Genomic DNA, 18455 nt, shown 5'->3' with positions numbered 1-18455 from the left:
TAGTTTTTGTTCGTTCATCATGTTGCCTGACTCCGTTGTGAATATGAACATAGCAAATTCAGGCAATTACACAATTTAATTTACAGTCTCATTAGATGATACAAACGATAAACTCGCATTATTAATTCCATATCTATCACCTTACTATCATCCACGAGCGATCGGATTATGGGCAACCCAAGAAGTTTCTAAGATACTTTTCCCTTTTCAAACGCTTGCGCTTTAGTTCTAAGTCGCCGCATAAAATAAGGAGCCATGAAGGCTCCTTATATATATTGATTCACACTATGCAGATTTTCTTGAATTAACTTTACCTTGAATGATAGCCTTCACATTTCCTTTTGCATAATTCAGAAAAACTTTTAAAGGTGAAAGTTTTGGATTAGGTTGATTACCCTCACCAATCGCTTTGAATTGTGCCGCATACCAAATAATTTCCATAATTGCCATTTTATCAATAAATGGAATCCCTGTTTTAATTGGTTTTACTGCATATCTAACATCGTGTCCTGCAATCAAACGATCAGTTAAATCCGTTTCTACAGCGAGCGGGCGTGCAATTCCAATAAAGTCACATGCACCACTTTCTAAAGCATCATTCATCCCTTTAACGGTTCTGAATCCACCTGTAACCATCAGTCTGCATTTTACTTCTTTACGTATTTTCTCTGCGAAATCTAGAAAGTAAGCCTCACGTGCAATGGTACTTGCTTTACGCTGTTCAGCTTTAGCACCTGCCATTGCTGGCGCTTCATACGTACCGCCTGAAATTTCAATTAAATCGATTCCTGCATCATCAATAGCTTTAAATACTTGAATCACTTCTTCTTCAGTAATTCCACCACGTTGAAAATCTGCGGAATTCAATTTCACTGAAACGATAAAATTATCAGATGTTGCAGCTCGAACAGCTTTATAAATTTCTAATAAAAAACGCATACGATTTTCAATGCTACCACCCCATTGATCATTACGTTTATTGGTCAGTGGCGATAGAAATTCACTGATTAAATATCCATGAGCACCGTGTAATTGAACACCTTCAAAGCCCGCTTTTTCGCAAATCGCCGCAGAGGTTGCAAATCGTTGGATTAGATCTAGGATTTCCTCATGCTCGAGAGCCCGTGGAGTAGCAAAGGTAGTAGCCAACATAGCACTAAATGGAACAGCAGACGGTGCAACAGTTTCTTTATTTAAGCCTTTAGGACACTGTCTGCCCGGATGAGACAATTGAACAAGCTGGACCATACCATAACGTTTACCTAGGTCAGCCCATGCCTTTAATTTAGGTAAATCTCGCTCATTTTCGACCACGACGACACCAGGCTCATTCTTCGCACGTAGATCAACCATCACATTTCCTGTGATTGAACACCCTAAACCACCTCTTGCCCAAGCTTCATACAAGCCTGTGTGCAAATGATTTGGTTCACCAGCAGCATTCGCTAGAGCTTCACTCATTGCGCCTTTAATAATGCGATTTTTGAAAGTTGTATTGCGAATTTGAATCGGCTCAGCAATTTTACTCATCTTGAAGTTCTCAATTTTGTGCTTATCTAAACCTAAAACCAATTAGGCGTGACTTCCCTGAATTTCAGTCTAGAATTGACAATACTTCTTGTCAAATAACTTTTATAAACTACTTTGTATAAGATGTTGCGTATAAGCATGAATCGGTGCACTGAATAAACGTTCAGTCTCTTGAATTTCTATGACTTTTGCATCTTTCATCACCATAACTCGATGGCATAACGCTTTCACAATTTTCAGATCATGACTAATAAAAATGTAACTGATCCCTGTTCTTTGCTGTATATCTTGTAGTAAGTTCACCAATTTTATTTGTGTATTACGATCTAATGCAGATGTTGGCTCATCCAGAATGAGTAATTGAGGTTTCAGAATCAGTGCTCTGGCCAGCGATACTCTTTGTCGCTGTCCACCCGACATTTGATGAGGATAACGATGAAGAAATTCTTTTGTGAGATTAACCTCTTCAAGGGCTTGGATCGCGAGTTTTAATTTTTCACTCTTTCTCAATTTTTTTAATTTTAACCCCTCAGTTAATAATGACAAAACATCCATTCTTGGATTGAGACTCGAAAAAGGATCTTGAAAAACAATTTGAAAATCTTTTCGATGCGCTCTTAATTGCTTGTCAGACAACTGATTGAGATTGATACAATTTAACTCAATGGTACCTGTTGACTCTATGAGTCGTGCAAGCGCGAGTGCAGCACTGGTTTTTCCAGATCCACTTTCACCTACAATACCAAGCGACTCTCCTTGTTTAAGCTGGAAACTTAAATCTTCCACCGCTATAAATTGAGTTTTAAATACATTCAGAAAATTCAGCTTAGGTGGATAGCGCACTCGAAGATGTTCAGTATTTAAAAGTTCTTTGGCCTGTTCACTGATAGGTGAAATCGAATCAAACTGCTGATTAAGGAGCAGTCGAGTATATTCATGGCAAGGCTGCAGGAATATTTGAGAGACATCACCCTGTTCAACTGTGACACCTTTAGACAGAACCAATACCTGATCAGCATATTGTTGCACCAACCTTAAATCATGGCTCACCAAAACTAAGGCCATATTTTTTTGATACGCTTGGTCTTTAATTAAATTTAAAATTTGCTTCTGTAGTGATACATCAAGGGCTGTTGTTGGTTCGTCTGCAATTAAAATTTCAGGTTCGGAAATCAGAGCTGTTGCAATCATTACCCTTTGACGCTGCCCACCAGACAACTGGTGTGGATATCGCTTGAGGATGTCTAATGAATTCCCCAACCCTACATCACAAAGCACTTCTTCTATTTTTTTTCGAATGTCTTTTTTCTTAAGTCCCTTCAACCATAAAGGTTCTGAAATAATTTTTTCAACTGTATGTAATGGATTAAGTGCCGTCATTGGCTCTTGAAATATCATCGCGATCTTATTGCCACGTATTAAGCGCAACTGATCTTCGTGTTTTAGACGCAGATCTTCATTTTGAAATATGATTTCACCACTTAAGTCTAAATCTCTATCTTGCAGCCCTAGAAGACTTAGACAAGCTAGAGATTTTCCTGAACCACTTTCACCAACAATCGCTACTGTCTCACCCACATTTAGCTTAAAAGACAAATCAGTTAAGATTTTTTGTTCATTCAACTGAATATTGAGCTTGTTCACTTCAAGTATTGGTTTAGCCTCTTGGATCAAATGCATCTCGAGCTGCCTCTCCAATATAAATAAGAATAGATAACACAACTGCTAGACTAAAAAATCCAGATAAAACCAACCACGGAGCTGATAGATTATTCTTACCCTGCAATAAAATTTCACCAATTGAAGCTGTATCAGGTGGCAAACCATAGCCCAGAAAATCCAAGGCTGTAAGTGCGGTAATATTAGCGGTAAGAATGAAAGGAAGCTGTGAAAGTGACGAACTTATAGCATTGGGTAAAATATGTTTGATAATAATTTGACTATCTGTAGCACCGAGTGATCTCGCAGCTCGCACATAGTCCAAATTTCTGGCTTTCAGAAACTCTGCACGCACAAGACCAACTAACGCAGTCCAACCAAACATCAGCATAATTAAAAACAGCCAATATATGCTTGGTGTAAACAGGCTCACTAAGATCATCACAATAAATAACATTGGTAGACCACCCCACACCTCTAACAGCCTTTGACCGATCAGATCCATCCAACCGCCAAAGTAGCCTTGGATAGCACCAATCGTAATTCCTATGAGTGCAGATCCAATGGTAAGTGCAATGCCAAACAGCAAAGAGATACGAATACCATATATTAATCTTGCCAAGACATCACGACCTTGATCATCTGTGCCTAACCAATTCACAGAAGTCGGTGGAGATGGTACAGCTTCTGCCAATTCATAATTAGGTGTTTGATATGAAAATGAGATGATAGGCCAAATCTGCCATCCATGCTCATTAATCAATTCTTGAACAGCTGGATCTTTATAATCAGCCTCAGTTTCAAAGACACCACCGAATGTTGTTTCAGGATAAGGCTTAAAAATTGGGAAATAAATTTCTTCTTTATAATAAATAAGTATTGGTTTTTCGTTGGCAATAAACTCTGCCCCCAAGGATAAAATAAAGATCGCTATAAATAAAATGAAGCTGAAGAATCCGAGTCGATGTGACTTAAATTTTGAAATTCGTTGATCGAAAAGTGGAGACATTTTTATGCTCCTTGACGATCAAAATTGATTCTTGGGTCAATCAATTGATATAGAACATCACTGAGTAATCTCAAAATTAGACCGACCAACGTAAAGATAAACAATGTTCCAAAAATCACAGGATAATCACGCTGCTGAATTGCCTCAAATCCGAGCAATCCCAAACCATCAAGATTAAATATAATTTCTACAAATAGATTGCCAACAAAAAAAATTCCGATCAATGCTTCAGGCAATCCTGCTATAACGATCAACATGGCGTTACGGAAAACATGATTGTATAAAACGCGTTGCTCGGTCAGGCCTTTAGCACGAGCTGCCGTCACATATTGTTTATTTAACTCTTCCATAAAAGAGTATTTTGTTAGATAGGTGAGGGTCGCAAATCCACCTAATATAATAGTAAGGACAGGCAATGTAAGATGCCAAAAATAATCTTTTACTTTATCAATGAAGCTGAGTTCAGCGAAATTTTCAGAGACCAATCCTTGTAATGGAAACCATTGCAAATACGATCCCCCCGAAAAAATCATAATAAGTAGAATAGCAAATACAAAAGTTGGCACTGCATAACCTACCGCCAATATTAAGGAGGTCGTTTGATCAAACAGACTGCCATGTCTTTTCGCTTTGCTGACCCCTAGAGAAATGGCGATACTGTAGATCAGTAAGGTACTCCATAATCCAAGGGAGATCGTGACTGGCATTTTTTCCAAAATTAATGTTGTTACTGATTTATTTTTAAAAAAGCTCGTTCCAAAATCGAGTTGAAGATATCCTTTGAGCATTTTAAAAAAGCGCTCATGCACAGGGCGGTCAAATCCATATTGCGCTTTGATCTGCTCGACCATTTCAGGACTGAGTCCTCGTGTACCCTGATAATGACTCTGGACTTCATTGATATGAGATGTCGAACCAGACACAACACCAATGCCTTGAAACTGTTCAGCTCTCTGTATTGCCTGTTCAACAGGTCCACCAGGAGCAATTTGAACGACGGCGAAATTGATGAGTAATATCAAAAATAAGGTGGGAATGATCAGCAAAAGTCGTTTAAGTATATAGAGACCCATAAATTTAACCTTTAACGTGAGCCTTTACTTCGACCAAGATAAGCAGACACTTTGCGAGCTTGCTGTTGATCTACCCACCAATAATCTTCACCAACAGCAAGTTTGGGTTTAATCTGTGGCTGTTTATACATATTCCAATACGCATACCATTCACGGTCATTTCCATAAGTAAGTATCTGATAATATCCTGCACGTAATAAACGATCCAAGATACGTGTATTTAATATTAATTTTTCACGATTAGTTGCATGGATAATACGTTGTATAATTTCATCTATAACGCTATTTTTCACACCAGAAAAATTATAATTTCCCTCTTCATTTGCAGCATGACTGCTCCAAAATTGCGCTTGCTCATTCCCAGGATTTAGTGATTGAGGCATCACCATCATGGTTAAATCAAAATCATATTGACGCATCCGCTGTAAATATTGAGGCATATCGACTTGCCGAATCGAAACCTGAATACCCAATTTTTTTAAATTTCGAATATAAGGCATGAGCGTCCGTTGTAAGCCTTCTTGATGAAGAAGCAATTCTAATTGAATTGGTTTTCCATCACGCGCATGCAAATTACCATTTTTAAATGAATACCCCTGCTCAATTAAAATTTTCCGAGCAGTGAGCAAGCCTTTACGATTGTAACCTGTACCATCAGTGATAGGATATTTCCACGCTTTTAATACTCCTTCTCGTTGTAAAGGATGTAACCGAGATAAATAAGGTTTTAATATTGTTAACTCTTTTGGACTTGGGACAGACTTTGCTTCGAGCTCACTAAACTGAAAATGACTTTGTAAACGTTGATATTGTTGATAAAACAATGCTTTATTTTGCCATTCAAAGTCATAAGCATAGGTCATTGCTTGTCTAAAATAGATATCGTTTAGCGGTTTTTTTCGTGTGTTAAAAACGATACTTTGTGTCGGAGCAGGATTTTGTAAAGCTACACTATATTTTTTAACCAACCCTGAGTTAAATGCTGGAAAGTTGTATTCCGTCTTCCATTTACGAGCAAATTTCTCTTGGTGAAATGTATATTGTCCAGCTTTAAATCCTTCAAATGCAATGTCCGAACTACGGTAATAAACATATTTAATTTGATCAAAATTATAACGACCACGATTTACAAGTAAATCCTTAGCCCAATAATGGGGATTACGCTGATAGGTAATACTACGACCAGCATCAAGATTTTTAATTGTATATGGCCCTGATCCTAAAATGGGTTTGAGTGTTGCTCGACTAAAATCTTTAGATTGCCAATCTTTTTTAGAAAAAATTGGCATCTGTGAAAGTATTGCTGGCATTTCAGTATTACTTTCTGATTTAAATACCATTTTTACGGCATGTTTAGACAGAACCTGAATTTTATCTAAATCAGACAAATACATCTGTAAACCGGGATTGGTTTTGGTTAAATACATTTCAAACGTGAATTTAACATCCTCAGCCAGTACAGGAGATCCATCACTAAATCGAGCACGTGGATTTAAATGAAAAATCACAAATTTTGTTCGGCTTGGATCAAACTGAATTTTCTCAGCCAAAAGTGGATAAAACACATTTGGTTCATCTAACGACTTGGAAAATAGCGTATCGAACAAGTAATTTGTGCCTTCAACCCAACTCCCTTGCCCATTCATACCGTTTAGATTATCAAATGTCCCATCAGCCGCTTTCACCAACTTTCCACCCTTTGGTGCGTCTGGGTTGGCATATGGCATCGCATCTAAATTCAGATATTTAGGTTTTGACTGTAAAGCAATATAAGGCGTAGTTTGAAGATTTGCCCATGCACTGATATGAATGGGCAAGAAGAGGAGAATAAACTTTGCTTTTGACAAAGTTGATGAAATGCACATCTCGAAATGAAATTCCTGATTGCTTAAGCAGACTTAAGAATGTGGAACTTTAATCGTAGCACCAATCTGTAAAGGTGTGTTTGGTTTCAAACCATTCATTTCTGCAAGCTGATCAATGTCTATACCAAATCGATTCGCAATTCTGTACAGGGAATCACCACTACGGACTTTATAATCTGTAACAACTTTAGGAACTTGAATAATTTGACCTCTTTGCAATCCAGCACGTAGGTTCAACTTATTGAGATCTGCAAGTTCTTTTGCAGTCATATCAAATCGTGTAGCAATAACATGGAGAGACTCACCTGATTTGACAGCATAATCCTCTGTATCACGCGATTTTGATTGACGGACTGGTGTTTTTTCAGTACTCGCAGCCGCCTTTTCAACATCGCCACTTACTTTTAATTTTTGACCAATTTGAAGGACTGATCTCGCATTTAGATCATTCAGCGTAAGTAATGATTGAAGCGACATATCATATTGTCGCGCAATACTTGCTAAGGTCTCTCCACTCTTCACAGTGTGAGACTCCACTTTCTCAGCAACCGAATTATTTCGTGTCGAACTCTGCTTAGTGGAAGCTTTATTTTCATCTTCTTTCAAATTCAGCTTTTGCCCAACTTGTAATCCAGCATTCGTTCGCAAGCCATTCATTTCTGCTAACTGTGCAACAGAAAGATTATATTTGCTTGCAATGGCATTCAGGCTATCGCCTGATTGAACAACATATTGCTCTGGTACTTTAGATCCCACCGGTACTTTAATGGTTTGACCAACCATCAATCCTTTTTCAATATCCAAATTATTCAGTGTCGCCAACTCAACAACGGTTAACTTATTCGCATTTGCAATGTTGTACAACGTATCTCCTCGTTGTACGCGGTAAGTTTCAGTCTGAATTTCAGGTACAGTTTTAGCATTACTCGCGCGAGTCGTTGATGAAGCTGTAGCAGATTGCACTTCTTCTAAAGGAACATTAATTTTTTGACCCGCGTATAGGCTACTATCAGCTTTCAATCCTGAGCTTAGTGACGCTAACTCTTGAGTCGAAAGTCCGTATCGATCAGCGATTAACTTTAAGTATTCACCGCGTTTGACCGTATAAGATTTCGTTTGAACCTTAGTTAGCGCTTGTTCAGTTTTGCTTGATTTAGATGCTTGAGACTGGGTTAGATTTAACTTCTGCCCAACCAGTAAATTACTATTGATAGTCAGACCATTCAATTCAGCCAATTGTTGGACACTTAAATCAAACTGGTTTGCAACACTAGTCAGACTATCATTTGCTTTCACAATATAACTTGCTGGCTTTACATCCGTTTTCTGAGCAGATGCTACTGGTTTAGCATCGTAGAGATATAGGGTCGCACCTACATATAAGGTTGCATTTGGATCTACTTGGTTCCATTTTGCAATATCTCTCCAACTTACGCCGTTTTTCATTGCAATAATTGCTAGCGTGTCACCAGGGAGTACCGTATACGTACTACGCTTACCCTTAGGTGGTTCTACAACCACTTCACTTTCAGTTTTCTTAAATGCCTTACCTTGATTAAGCTGGGCTTCCTCAGAAGTAGGCAATGTACTTTCTGCTACAGATTTAGGATAAGCAAAGCCAACTTTAACTTCTGAACCTTGTCCTGCTGCCACAGATTGACTTGTTTGAATCGCAGTTAATTTAATCTTGCCATCCAACGGATCGACAATCTCAGTACCTTGAGGTGCAATGGCACTAATCTCTCTAACGACTTCCGCTTTTTCTGCTTCAGTGGCCTGTGGTTCAATGACCGAGGCAATAATTTGATCAGAACTCGTTGTTGTTGTGGTTTTTTCAGGGGCAATTGAAGCTAAGATTTTGGCTTTTTCTTCAGCAGTGATTTCTGGTTCTACACGTACAGGTTTAACATTTTGCGCCGGTGTAACAGCAACAGGTATACGAGGTGCGCTTGGCACCACTGCCGAAGCAGCAAAAGCTGCCAATGCATCAGAACCAGAAGGAGTCCTACCCTTCGAAGTTGAAATTGTTGTAGATACTGAAGGTGTTTGAGTATTATTAACTGGCTTCGCTGTTTGAGTTGCCAATACGGAAGCATTTGAAGCTTTTGGTGTATTTACTGTCGTTGTAATTGTTGTTGCTGGCGTAGATGTAGAAACAGGGCTTGAAGCGCTCGCCCATAGACCTGTACTGCTTGGTTTAAGTGCTTTCAATTTACGATCAATATTTGGATTTAAATCTGCTGGAATTAAAATTCGCTGTGGACTTTGAGGATCAATGATATCACCACGATGCCCTGGATTCAGTTGATAAAGTTCTGCACGACTTAAGCCTGTCAGAGAAGCAATTTCGTTTAAACTCGCACCTGCTGGAACTGGAACTTCTCTAAAGTGAGGACGATTCGCAATTGGTGGTAATCTTACGCCATACTTTTCAGGGGATTTGATAATCTGTGCAACCGCAAGGAAACGTGGAACATAGTTCATTGTCTCTTGAGGCAAACGTAATGACCAATAATCTGTAGGCAAGCCAGCAGCCTTATTACGGTTAATCGCTTGTTGAATACGTCCAGGACCAGCGTTATAAGCCGCTAAAGCTAATTCCCATGAACCGAATTGGTTATATAAACTTCCTAAAAACTCGTAGGCTGCACGTGTAGACTCAACTACATCACGGCGTCCATCATACAAATTGGTCTGTCTTAATCCATAAATACGACCTGTACTTGGGATGAATTGCCACATCCCTGCAGCTGCCGCTGAACTCGTTGCAGCTGGATCATAGGAACTCTCAATGACGGGAAGTAAAGCAAGTTCTGTAGGTAATCCACGGCGCTCTGCTTCCTTTACAGTATGATAAAGATAACGAGAAGCTCGAGCGGATAAACGATCCAGATAAGGCTGACGCGTAATAAACCAACTTCTTTGAGCATCAATCCGTGGATCCCACTTTGTTTCATCCATTTTAAAACCAACGGTCATACGTTTCCAAACATCGCCGTGCTTTAAAATAAGTAAACGATCACCTTCAACTGCACGCATATCAGTTGCAGATAAAAGATCTTCAAGTGAATCTAAGCTACTGGCATCTAACATGCCTAATTGATTCGACTTTTGCGTCTTTGCAGAAGTGGGACTCGCTGTACAGCCAGTCATTACGCCTAATCCGGTTACTGCGGAAGTAATTACTGAAATTTTAAATAAAAAAGTTGCAGATGGCTGCCACACTGCGGTGGTTGTTTTAGACATACAAATTCCGAAAGACGCATAGTAAATTTATTGTATATAAACCATTTTAGAGGAGCTCGTTGTTCAGGCAAGTCTCTTCTTGATGAGTAATTGCTTATAAATGTTACAAGACATTAAAAAATATCCAGTTATCGCACTGATGTTTCGCATTTACGTATACAATAAAATTTCCGAACTTGATGTTCAACACTTTATTCGATTGATTGGTTCAAACTATGTCTGAAATAACACTTTATGTTGATGGCGCATGTCGTGGTAATCCTGGGCTAGGTGGCTGGGGTGCTTACATCATCACTAAGGATACAGAACATAAAATATGTGGTGGTGAACCTGACACGACCAATAATCGTATGGAGTTAACAGCCGCAATCGAAGGAATTAAATTTTGTCCTGTTGATGCGAAGCTTATCATTTGGACAGATTCAAACTATGTAAAGCGTGGCATTACTGAATGGATCAGTGGTTGGAAAAAGAAAAATTGGAAAGACGTTAAAAATCCTGATTTATGGCAAACTTTGGACCAAGTTTGTCAAGGTCGAGACATTGAATGGAACTGGATTAAAGGTCATGCAGGACATCCAGGCAATGAAATGGCAGATCAGTTAGCTAATCAAGGCGCTGACCAAACGGCTGAACAATTAAAAAATTCCCTGCAAGCGAATGATAAAAAAAAACAGTCTGAAGATTGGTTGCTCAATGATCCGTTTGGTTTAGATCTCAACGATCAAGATGAAGAAATTGAAGAAGAAGTCGAAATTGATTTAGCAGAAAATGATGATCAAGCTGAATACAGCACGGACGAAGTCAGCTCAAACTCATCCGATGTCGCTAAAACGGTTGATGCACAGGACTTAAATTCTGAATCAGTAGATCAAAGCGTTCCTAATTTAGCTGAAAAATCACATCCACATATTGTGGTCACGCCTGCTCGTCTAAATTTACAAGGACCACGCCAGCTGATTTTAGATACGGAAACTACAGGTTTTTATTATCAAGATACAGACCGTATTATCGAGGTGGGTGCGATTGAAATGATCAATCGCAAACTGACAGGAAGTTCAATTCACATTTATATCAATCCCAAAAAACCAGTCGGTGAATCTGAAGCGATTCACGGTATTTCTGATGATTTTTTGAAAGATAAACCTATATTTGAAGAAATCGCTGCTGAACTGTACAAGTACTTAAAAGGTGCAGAAATTATCGCACACAACGCAACTTTCGATATGAACTTCTTAGATATGGAGTTCAAACGTGCTGGCTTTGGTACGCTTTCAGAAGTCTGCGCAGTGACTGATACACTTGCAATGGCAAAAGCGAAACATCCAGGTCAAAAGAACTCATTGGATGCATTAGTGAAGCGCTACGAAGTTCCACAGCGTGATCGTACCTTCCACGGTGCTTTACTGGATGCAGAAATTCTGTCAGATGTTTATTTAGCCATGACAGGTGGTCAAGTTTCATTTGATATCGATGCACTCTCAGCGCATGATCATCATTCTGAAACTGGACAAAATCAGTACCAAAAAATTGAGGTAGATTTACCAATCATTTATGCTTCTGATGAGGAATTAGCAGCACACCAAAAATGGATCGAAGATTACCAAGAAAAAAATGGCGAGCCGTGCTTATTTGCTAAATAATCTTCCATCTGCTTGATTCATTTTGTAAAGTACGATCAGTTCGGCTATATTCATTTAGAGCAAAAATTCCCCTTATCTGGGCTCTGAGCAAAATTAACGGCCAACATAGGTTTCGATCGATGTCTTATCAAAGTTCAATTTATTTTGACCCTACAGCATTACTTATTGTTAAAAAAGAAATTGATCAAATCATCGATCAGGTCGAAAATACAGTATCAGAGCTTATTGAGGATCAAACACTTCCTTTTGGGATAAATGACGCATTCATTCGACTTGAACAATCCAATCAAGTTTTTGCCATGATCCAGCTTCCTCATCTCGCACAACTTGCACACTACTGTGCGCAAGTCATGTCAAAGATGATGCAAAATCCAACTGCAAAAAACCTGAAATACGCTGCTGCATTAAGTGATGGTACAACGATGCTAAAGCGATATATCGAATTTATTTGCTTACGTGAAGTCGATGTCCCCCAATTTCTCTTAGATACACTTAACCATCTTGAGCGAGTATTGAACATCCCTTGCACAGCTTTGGGTAATGGAATTCAGACCACTCAGAAACAATTAACTTTAACACCGCAAGCTTCATCGAATCAGATTAATTCATCTGATTATTGGAATACACTATATAAAGATTGTTTAATAAAATTAGTGACGCAAAATGAAACTGAAGACGATTTTGATCGTTTTAAACTCATTGTAGATCATATAGCACTGCTCTCTCTTGAAACACCGAGTCAACAATATTGGCTTCTGATGCAAATCGCATTTAATCAACTTGACCAACTCATTCTCAGTGATGCACGCCTAAAATGGTTGGCTAAAGTTGGCAGTCAAATTCGGGAGTTTTTAAATGCACCCCAGCATTTTCAGGTCGATGAAACTGACTTTGCTAATGCTTTAGCGATTTGTATTAGCCAAGAAAACTACGATTCACAAATGCTTCGTGAGTATTTTCAAATCTCGGACAACATTTTGACTGATGTTCAACTACAAATTTTTAGTCGCCATCTGTTTGGACCTGATCAAAGAACAATGGATACCGTTGCTCACTTGATTACAGAAGAATTGAATCAATTAAGATTAGATATTGAAAGTCACTATCAAAGTTTTACTGACGATCAAATTTTAGATATTCGCTTAAAGCTGTATCGTATGGCAAATATCTTTTTAGTCATGAATCTTAATGAAGCTTATGCAGAGATGAAACTGCAAGCAGATCATTTTCATCGAACCTATATTCAACAAAATGCCGATTTTGCTCAACGATTAATGAACAGCATGCTATCGGCTATGAACTCTATCGGGATTTTGAAGCGAAATTTTGCACCAACTCGCATTCAACTTGATGTGAATAATATGAATATATCACTGGATCGGCTAGATGATGCACATGAAACGCTGCAAAAAGAAGCTCGAATTCTCTTGCAAGAACTAGGCGATAAACTTTTTCAAAGCAATGATGTTCAAGACACAAATGATTTATTAAACATCACAACCAATTTAAGACAATTAAGCGGTGCTGCTCTATTTCTTGATGCTCAAGTATTAAGTAATGCACTAAAAAATAGTGCTGAGGCGGTTGAACACTATTACGATATTCAGAAATCACTCACCTCCCAACAACTTCAGCACATTCTAGATGTGCTTGCCAGTCTAGAGCTTCATCTTGATGGCTTGAAGTATGATTATCCTATTCATAAATCAGTATCTGAAACTGCACTCATCAGCAGTCAAAAAATTAAAGCGGTTGCCTAATGTCTGAACTCTCTGTTGCTTATATTTTTAAACAACATCAACTTCTCGTCGATGAAAACTTCCAATTACCACGTGTTGAACGTTTAGAGAGTGATCTGATTTTCCAATCTGGTGATCAAGTAATTGCACGAGATCTACATATTGAAGAAGCAATTCCTGAAGGTTATCAACTTGTGCCAATTCGACAGTTGATCACTCAATGGTCTAAGCAACAATTTGAACAAGCGAGTCGAGCAGTTCAATTATTAGAATGGCGTCGTAATCATAAATTTTGTAGTCATTGCGGTACAGAAACGGATGTGCACCGTTCAGAATATGCCATGATCTGCCCAGCATGTAATTATCACCAATACCCTCGTGTTCAACCTTGTGTCATTACGGTAATTACACGAGGTGACAATGAAATTTTGCTGGCGAAAAATGCAAAAAATAAATCCAATATGTATGGATTGATTGCAGGTTTTGTCGAAGTTGGTGAAACTTTAGAAGAGGCTGTGCAACGCGAAACCATGGAAGAAATTGGTCTAAACGTTAAAAATATTCAATATCTTGCCAGCCAACCTTGGCCATTCCCAAGTAATTTAATGATTGCTTTTCGGGCCGAGTATGATTCAGGTGACATTGTGCTTCAAGAAGATGAAATTAGTGATGCCCAATTCTTTAAATTTGATGATTTACCAGAAATTCCATTTGCAGGAAGTATTGCGCATGCCATGATTCAACATGTCATTCACAATATTCCTTTCAAATCTGAATAAATCAAATCCGAATCGTTATAGATTTATTTGAAGGACTCTTCTAAAACTTTCAGGATGAGAGATCGAGTTTTGAAGAGTCGATCAAATAATGTGGCAGTTGTTGCCATGATTGATACATGTCCAGTACGAGGCACCCGAATGAGCTGGCTATGATTCTCTACAGCTAACAGTGCTTGATGCATCTCTTCAGAATTATGATCTTTTACCAACGTATCTTGATCTGCTAGAAAAATATAGTGCTGAATATTATTTTTCTCTACAAAATAGTATGGCATCACCGCTTTGAAATTTACTGCTTTATCGAATGCATGTTCAGATAAATGATCACCTAGATAGTTAAAGTGATAGGGTCCAGCCAAACCAATCAACGCTTTAATTCGATCTCGTCCTTCAAAGTCAATGAATGAAGGATGATAAATCAGTGACATCACATTAAAAGCACCAGCAGAATGTCCGATAAGCGCTATTTGATCTGCACAAATACCATATTTATCAGCACTTTTGATTAAATATTGAATTGAATCTGCAAGGTCAGTTACGTAACGAGGAAAAATATGTTCTGGCGCCAGATGATAGTTTATTACGGCGAGGTTATATCCAGCACGTGTCAAACTTTCTCCAAGAAACTTGTAATCGTCCTTACTTCCTCTACTCCATGCACCACCATGCACGAATATAACTAAAGGTTTATTCGCTGGCGCTTGGCAAACATAAAGATCCAGTCGTTGCCGAGCTTTAAGACCATAAGCAATATTTCTTTTTACAGAATAGCCTTTATTTGAGGTCAATTGATTTAATGCCAAACCACCCAAATTATATGGGCGAAAAGCATTCAGTTTTTGATTCAATTTGGTCAGTTTTAACTGAACTGATTTCGGAAAAAATTGCGCAATCTTATTCGACATTATTGGTAACTGACACCAGCGTCAGGATCAATTGCAACGGGTGTTTCAACATAAGGTTGAGTACTCACCGCTGAAGGGTTCATAAGTGATGATGATTGAACACCTGCGCCTACTTGAGCAGATTCCACGTTATCAATCAAAGTAACAATTTTCGTGACATTCCCTACTCGTTGTAAAACTTCAATGAGATCTTGCTCTTCAGCTGTATTTAAGCGTCCCATCACATATAACACGCCATCTTCAGTATGAACCAAGACTTTACTGTCTGAAACAACTGGCGCACGCATAATTAAGCCACGTGTGTTCGCTGTCGCAGTCGCATCTTGCATGATGGTAGAGTAACCAATTTGAGGACCAACTGTGATGTAGTTATGAATAGATTTCACATCACTCATCGCTCGAACGTTATCTTCTGCTAACTGTTTCAAATGCGCATCAGGCACTTGACCTGTTAACAAGACATTACTGTGAAAGCTATTCACATTGACTCGAGATTGTTTAAAACGAGCATCCAATTTGTATAAATTGATCTTTGCTGTACGTTCAATTGAAGAGTCAATAAATACCTGACCTAAAGAACGAGCTCCACTCACCACCCCAACTGGTTCTGCGCCAGTTCCACCTGAAATAAAACTTGCACAGCCTGAAAGACTAGCAACACACGCCATCGAAATTACAATACGCTTCAACACTCAATCCGTCTCCTCGTGAAACTTGAATTTTTTCTATTGTTGGAAATGGCTTAGCTCATTCGGTTCATAGATTAATCAAGTCTGCATTTATTGTAAATGCATTTTCAATCCACTCGAGATCATAATCTATATCAGAAATTTCATGCTGTAACGGTTTTGCAATTTTTTTATGAAAATCAAAACAAAACACATCAAAACGATAATAAAACTCTGTATAGCTTGGAAATTTTTGAAGAAATGACATTGCTGTTTTCGCAATTTTAATTTGCTTGCTCGATGATATTGATTCTAGGGCTGAAGCATAGGTTGTTTTTGATCTGGCTTTGACCTCAACAAATACAAGCTCAAGATCACGTTGAGCAATCAGGTCTATCTCACCATAACGAGAATGAAAATTTCGAGCCAGTACAATATAACCCTGTGAGATCAAGACTTTTTCAGTTTGGTCTTCAGCCCATATACCTAATTGTTGAGAACTCATCCATTTAAGTCCTCTTAAATATTTTTAATCTAAACCATGTTTTCTCGAAGCACGCAGGTTTTCTTTCGATCCGATGCTCTTTAAAACTCAAATGCCCAGTCTGACCTTGAATTGATATTTGATCAGGATTCTTCGTTTTCAACATCAAATCCGCCAAACGCCAAACATCTTGACCGAAGGCATTAAGACGTTGGAATGCAGCAGTATTTTCAGTCGTTTGATTAGGTTTTTTTAAAAATTGAACCATGACTGGAACATCACAGAATTTAGTTCCCTTCGGAATATCCATATTATGATCAATAGCAAAAGCCTGAACATACAAACGTTTTGAAGGCTTACTCTTCAATGAGTTGATCCACTCCATACTGCCTAAAAGCAACGCACCTTCATTTGACTTTATATCAGGCAATTGTTGGACTAGAGAAAATTTACCATGAAAATTTTTAAACACGGCATTTACAAAGCTTAAGCTCTCAGACTCAGTAGCAGACTCACGCAAGATATAGAGATGTTGAACTCGATCCTTTTCAATCTGTTTAATTAAAACTTGAGCATCATCAGTTTTCGATAGACTAAACTGCCACACTTTTGCATGTTTTAAAGGAACTTCATTCAGTGCTAAAACAGGAATTTTTAGCGGTTCTTTCATTATTGCTTCGACATCCTGTCTGGCTAATGGACCAATAATAAGTTTGGTGTTTTGACTGACTTGCGTCTTTAGGATCTCTTTTAATCGTTTTTGATCCGAATTGACATATTTGATTGGCATTTCACTTTTAGACTTTTGATAAGCCTCATCAATACCATTTTTAATACTATTACTTGCTCGCGCCATAGGGCCTGAATCAGGTAAAATAACCAATACTTCCGCTTGGGCTTGGAAAATCATTCCACATAAGCCAATACCAATGAATTCTTTTTTTATTCTTAATAGATCCAACATGGAGAAACCTTATGAGTGCTCAGTTATTTGTTGTAGCGACGCCAATTGGGCACTTAGATGACATGACTTATAGAGCAATTGATGTTTTAAAGTCTGTCTCTCTTATCGCGGCAGAAGACACACGTCAGTCCGCTCTTTTAATGAAACACTATAATATCTCAACTCCGCTTACAGCGTGCCATGATCACAATGAAAGTAACAAAATTGATATAATTATCGATAAGTTAAAAAATGGTGAAAATGTTGCACTCGTCAGTGATGCAGGTACACCATTGATCAGTGATCCTGGTTTTAAATTGGTTCGTGCAGCTCAGGACCATGGTATTCGTGTCGTTCCGGTTCCAGGTGCATGTGCAGCTATCGCAGCATTAAGCGCTGTGGGTCTACCCAGTGATCACTTTAGTTTTGAAGGATTTCTATCTTCGAAACAATCACAACGTCTTATTCAATTAAATAAATTGAAAGACAACACGCATACCATGATCATCTATGAGGCACCACATCGAATCCTAGACTCTGTAACGGATATGGTCTCTGTGTTCGGGGCTGACCGTGAAGTCGGGTTTGCACGTGAAATTACCAAAACCTTCGAAACAATCAAAAAAATGACCCTTGGAGATTTACAATCATTTATTGCAAATGATCATCACCAGCAAAAAGGGGAAATTGTATTGGTCATTGCTGGAGCAGCCACTGAAAAAGACATGCAGCAAGAAGAATTAGATAAATTACTCAATCGTTTATTGCAAGATTTATCTGTAAAAGCAGCATCTCAACTTGCAGCTGATCTCACTGGAATCAAAAAGAAAGTCGCATATCAACGCGCGCTAGAGCTCAGTGGTGCGAATGATTAAGCAAAATAAAAAAAGCACCATATTGATGGTGCTTTTT

The 18455-nt window shown here is 38.5% G+C and carries 14 protein-coding genes; 4 read left to right on the top strand and 10 right to left on the bottom strand.

Features of this window, described 5'->3' with window-relative positions:
* Positions 1–285 precede the first annotated feature (285 nt).
* The 6 genes from AC1M9D_RS03680 to AC1M9D_RS03655 all read right to left on the bottom strand — a co-directional run bounded on the left by AC1M9D_RS03680 (position 286) and on the right by AC1M9D_RS03655 (position 10382).
* Positions 286–1530 carry an NADH:flavin oxidoreductase/NADH oxidase family protein gene (locus tag AC1M9D_RS03680; RefSeq protein WP_481611539.1) on the bottom strand — a complete coding sequence of 415 codons (1245 nt, stop codon included), beginning with the start codon at positions 1528–1530 and terminating at the stop codon, positions 286–288.
* 102 nt (positions 1531–1632) lie between these two features.
* Positions 1633–3210, bottom strand: coding sequence for a dipeptide ABC transporter ATP-binding protein (locus tag AC1M9D_RS03675; RefSeq protein WP_481611538.1), 1578 nt, complete (start codon positions 3208–3210; stop codon positions 1633–1635).
* Positions 3188–4198, bottom strand: a complete 1011-nt coding sequence (locus AC1M9D_RS03670; RefSeq protein WP_481611537.1) for an ABC transporter permease — start codon at positions 4196–4198, stop codon at positions 3188–3190. The genes AC1M9D_RS03675 and AC1M9D_RS03670 overlap by 23 nt, the downstream gene beginning before the upstream one ends.
* 2 nt (positions 4199–4200) lie before the next feature.
* Positions 4201–5271 (bottom strand): microcin C ABC transporter permease YejB, encoded by a 1071-nt coding sequence (locus AC1M9D_RS03665; protein ID WP_481611536.1) that lies wholly within the window; start codon positions 5269–5271, stop codon positions 4201–4203.
* Positions 5272–5282: 11 nt separating this feature from the next.
* Positions 5283–7136, bottom strand: coding sequence for an extracellular solute-binding protein (locus AC1M9D_RS03660; RefSeq protein WP_481611535.1), 1854 nt, complete (start codon positions 7134–7136; stop codon positions 5283–5285).
* 33 nt (positions 7137–7169) lie between these two features.
* The gene (locus AC1M9D_RS03655; RefSeq protein ID WP_481611534.1) at positions 7170–10382 is read right to left on the bottom strand and encodes a LysM peptidoglycan-binding domain-containing protein; all 3213 of its coding nucleotides are present in this window, start codon (positions 10380–10382) and stop codon (positions 7170–7172) included.
* A 215-nt stretch (positions 10383–10597) separates the two neighbouring features.
* Between AC1M9D_RS03655 and dnaQ the strand changes: the two genes are divergently transcribed.
* The 3 genes from dnaQ to nudC all read left to right on the top strand — a co-directional run bounded on the left by dnaQ (position 10598) and on the right by nudC (position 14543).
* Entirely contained in the window at positions 10598–12025 is a 1428-nt protein-coding gene (gene dnaQ, locus AC1M9D_RS03650) for a DNA polymerase III subunit epsilon (RefSeq protein WP_481611533.1), read from the top strand.
* 119 nt (positions 12026–12144) lie between these two features.
* Complete coding sequence (locus AC1M9D_RS03645; protein WP_481611532.1) at positions 12145–13785, top strand: chemotaxis protein; 1641 nt, start codon at positions 12145–12147, stop codon at positions 13783–13785.
* Complete coding sequence (gene nudC / locus AC1M9D_RS03640) at positions 13785–14543, top strand: NAD(+) diphosphatase (RefSeq protein ID WP_481611531.1); 759 nt, start codon at positions 13785–13787, stop codon at positions 14541–14543. The genes AC1M9D_RS03645 and nudC overlap by 1 nt, the downstream gene beginning before the upstream one ends.
* Before the next feature lie 23 nt (positions 14544–14566).
* Here the strand turns inward: nudC and AC1M9D_RS03635 are convergent, their stop codons facing one another.
* The 4 genes from AC1M9D_RS03635 to AC1M9D_RS03620 form a co-directional block, all read right to left on the bottom strand.
* The gene (locus tag AC1M9D_RS03635) at positions 14567–15448 is read right to left on the bottom strand and encodes an alpha/beta hydrolase (protein ID WP_481611530.1); all 882 of its coding nucleotides are present in this window, start codon (positions 15446–15448) and stop codon (positions 14567–14569) included.
* On the bottom strand, positions 15448–16140 hold the full coding sequence (locus AC1M9D_RS03630; protein WP_035266827.1) for a BON domain-containing protein: 693 nt from the start codon (positions 16138–16140) through the stop codon (positions 15448–15450). The genes AC1M9D_RS03635 and AC1M9D_RS03630 overlap by 1 nt, the downstream gene beginning before the upstream one ends.
* Before the next feature lie 64 nt (positions 16141–16204).
* Complete coding sequence (locus tag AC1M9D_RS03625) at positions 16205–16621, bottom strand: YraN family protein (RefSeq protein ID WP_035266825.1); 417 nt, start codon at positions 16619–16621, stop codon at positions 16205–16207.
* Between the two features lie 4 nt (positions 16622–16625).
* Positions 16626–17564, bottom strand: coding sequence for a penicillin-binding protein activator (locus AC1M9D_RS03620; protein WP_481611529.1), 939 nt, complete (start codon positions 17562–17564; stop codon positions 16626–16628).
* A gap of 11 nt (positions 17565–17575) precedes the next feature.
* Here AC1M9D_RS03620 and rsmI point away from each other — a divergent pair, with 11 nt between their 5' ends.
* Positions 17576–18418, top strand: coding sequence for a 16S rRNA (cytidine(1402)-2'-O)-methyltransferase (gene rsmI / locus AC1M9D_RS03615; RefSeq protein WP_481593057.1), 843 nt, complete (start codon positions 17576–17578; stop codon positions 18416–18418).
* The last annotated feature ends 37 nt before the right edge of the window (positions 18419–18455 follow it).

Source organism: Acinetobacter sp. ANC_7682, assembly GCF_056779795.1.
The sequence above is the reverse complement of the archived record's forward strand: the minus strand, read 5'-3'. Positions and strand labels throughout refer to the sequence as shown.